Here is a 3,362-nt window from a genome sequence, read left to right on the forward strand (position 1 = left end):
CGTTTGCGGGGGAGCGGTTGGCTCCGCACATGGTTCCGGCGGCGGTGGTGGTGGTCGAGGCCGTGCCGCTGACGCCGAATGGCAAGCTTGATCGTGCGGCTTTGCCGGCGCCGGATTTTGCTGCGGGCCGAGCAGAGTACCGGGCACCGGACACCGAGATCGAGAAGGTACTCACCGGGCTGTTCGGGGAGGTGCTCGGCGTCGACGTGGTGGGCGTGGAGGATTCGTTCTTCGCGCTCGGTGGCGACAGCATCATGTCGATCCAGTTGGCGGCGCGGGCGAAGGCGGCGGGGGTGGTGTTCTCGCCTCGGGACGTGTTCGAGTGCAGGTCGGTGTCAAGGCTGTCGGAGGTTGCCGTCCGCGGCGACAGTGGTTCGACGCAGTTACTGGAGGAGCTTGCCGGTGGCGGGGTAGGGGAGACCCCGTTGACGCCGGTACTGAGGTGGTTGCTCGAACGCGGAGAGTCCGGGTTCGGTCGTTTCTCCCAGGCCGTGATGCTGAATCTGCCGGAAGGCATCGGAGCCGACGGCCTGGTGAACACAGTGCAGGCGGTGCTCGATCACCATGACATGTTGCGCGCACGGTTGCGCCAGGATGCCGATGGGGTGTGGGCGTGGGAAGTGTTGCCGCGCAGTACGGTCCTCGCCGACGGGCTGATTCGTCGGGTGCCCCTCGACATGTCGCCGGGAACGGTCGAGTTCCACGAGCTGGCGGCGGCGGAGTTGAACGCCGCGGCGGATCGGCTCGACCCGGCGGCCGGGATCGTGGTGCAGGTGGTCTGGTTCGACCCCGAGGACGAGGCGGAACGGGGTCGGGTCCTGGTGGTGGTCCATCATTCGGCGGTCGACGGGGTGTCCTGGCGGGTGCTGGTGCCGGACCTGGCGGCAGCGTGGTCGCGGATCGAGGCGGGTGAAGCGCCCGATCTGGCCCCGGTGGGGACGTCGATGCGCAGGTGGGCGCACGGGCTGGCCGAGGCGGCGCACCGGCCGGAGCGGGTTGCGGAACTCGAGATGTGGCGGGCGCTGGCTGCGGTGGACGATCCGGTGATCGGGTCCCGACTCCTCGACCTCACGATCGACCTGGTCGCCACCACCCGGAGCGTGGAGGTCGACATACCGCCGGAGGTAACCGAGGCCCTGTTGACCACAGTCCCGGGGGCGTTCCACGGCGGGGTGGGCGACGGGTTGCTGGCCGCGTTGGCGGTGGCGGTGACGAAGTGGCGGCGCGAGCGTGGAGATGGTGTTGACGGGTCCCTTCTCGATGACGCGGTGATCCGGCTCGAGGGGCACGGGCGCGAGGAGAGTGTGGCCGCTGGTTCGGACCTGACTCGCACGGTCGGGTGGTTCACCACGAGCTTTCCTCTGCGCCTGGATCTTTCCGGAATCGATCTCGACGATGCGTGCGCCGGTGGGCCGGCCGCGGGGGCGGTGGTCAAGTCCGTCAAGGAGCAACTCCTCGCGGTCCCGGACCACGGGATCGGCTACGGACTGCTGCGCTATCTCAACGAGGACACCGGACCGGTGCTGCGGGACCAGCCTGCGCCGCAGATCGCGTTCAACTACCTCGGCCGCGTCGCCGGCGGGATCCCCGACGGCGGGCGTGGGGCAGGCTGGCTCCCGGTCGACGACGCCAGCGATCTCACCGGTGCGCAGAACCCAGACATGCCGGTGCCGGCGGTGCTCGACATCAACGCTTTCACCCTCGACGACGGAGGCCGACCGAGGTTGCGGGCGATCTGGTCCTTCCCCAGCGGAGTGCTCACCGCCCGTGAGGTGGGTGCGGCGGCCCGGATGTGGCGCAATGCGCTGGTCGCGCTGGTCGCGTATGCCGCGACGCCGGGGGCGGGCGGGCGGACCCCGTCCGATCTCGACCTGGTCGGGCTCGGGCAGGCGGAGATCGAACGGCTCGAGGACCGGTATCCGAACATGACGGATGTGTGGCCGCTCTCGCCGCTGCAGGAGGGGTTGCTGTTCCACACGTCGGTGTCCGAGGAGTCGGTGGACGCCTACGTGGTGCAGTTGGTCGTCGAGCTGCGCGGGGACGTCGACCCGGCGCGTCTGCGGCGCGTGGGACAGGTGCTGCTGGAACGGCATCCGAACCTGCGGACCGCGTTTGTCCCCGGCGTCGCCGGGGGCCCGGTACAGGTGGTTCAGGACCACGTCGTGGCCCCGTGGTCGGCGAGCGACCTGTCGGGTTCGGACGACGATGAACGGAATTGTGCGTGGGATCAACTGATGTCTGCCGACCGGGCGACGCGGTTCGATCCGGCCCAGGCCCCACTGCTGCGCTGGATGCTGGTCACCACCGGACCCGAGCGTCACCGACTGGTGCTGACCAATCATCATCTGCTGCTCGACGGTTGGTCGACGCCGCTGCTGTTGCGCGAACTGTTGCTGCTCTATGCCACCGACGGCGACGGCGCGATGCTGCCTCGTATCCATCCCTATCGGGACTACCTGACCTGGGTAGGTGGGCAGGATGAGCCGAGGTCAYTCGAGACCTGGGCTCGCGCGTTCGACGGCGCCGACGAGCCGACCCTGGTGGCGCCGGCCGACCCGGGCCGTCGATATTCGGAATCGCGGGAGGTGCTCGGTGGGCTGACCGAGGAACAGACCGCGGCGCTCACCTCCCTCGCGCGCGCCCGCGGAATCACCCTCAACACCGTGGTCCAGGCGGCGTGGGCGATCGTGTTGGGCACGTGGACATCCCGGGACGACGTGACGTTCGGTGCGACCGTGTCCGGGCGCCCTGCGCAGGTTGCAGGCGTCGAGTCGATGATCGGGCTGTTCGTCAACACACTGCCGGTCCGGGTCCGGCTCGACACCGCAGACAGTCTGGGACAGCTACTCGACCGGGTCCAGGCGGAGCAGGCCGGACTACTCGATCACCACCACGTGAGGCTGGCCGACGTCCAGCGGGCGGCCGGGCCTGGAGCAGTTTTCGACACGATGACCGTGTTCGAGTCCTATCCGGTCGATCGGGGTGGGCTCACCGCCGAGACCGACATAGCCGGAATGCGGGTGGTGGATGTGAGTGGGATCGACGCCTCGCACTATCCGATCGGTCTCGTTGCGCACGTCGACACGCGACTGCACCTGCGAATCAGCTACCTGCCCGAAGTCTTCGACCGCGACACGATGGAGGCGATCCTGCAGCGGGTCCTGCGCGTGATCGATGCCGTCGTCGCCGACCCTGACCTGCCGCTGGCCCGGCTCGATCTGCTTTCCCGGGCTGAGTGTGGGGAGTTGGTGCCGGTGTCGGGTGGGTCGGGGGTGTCGGGGCGGGTGTTGGTGGAGTTGTTGTCGGCGTGGGTGGTTCGGGATCCGGGTGCGGTTGCGGTGGTGTGTGGGGGTCGGGGGTGG

The 3,362-nt window shown here is 69.0% G+C and carries 1 protein-coding gene; it reads left to right on the forward strand.

The annotated features are described in order from the left end of the window. Positions 1-29: 29 nt before the first annotated feature. A partial coding sequence (locus tag AB4Z09_RS28860) for a condensation domain-containing protein (RefSeq protein WP_442241369.1) occupies positions 30-3,362 on the forward strand: 3,333 nt, incomplete at its 3' end.

The sequence above is a fragment of the Rhodococcus sp. TAF43 genome, assembly GCF_052113525.1.
GTDB lineage: Bacteria > Actinomycetota > Actinomycetes > Mycobacteriales > Mycobacteriaceae > Prescottella.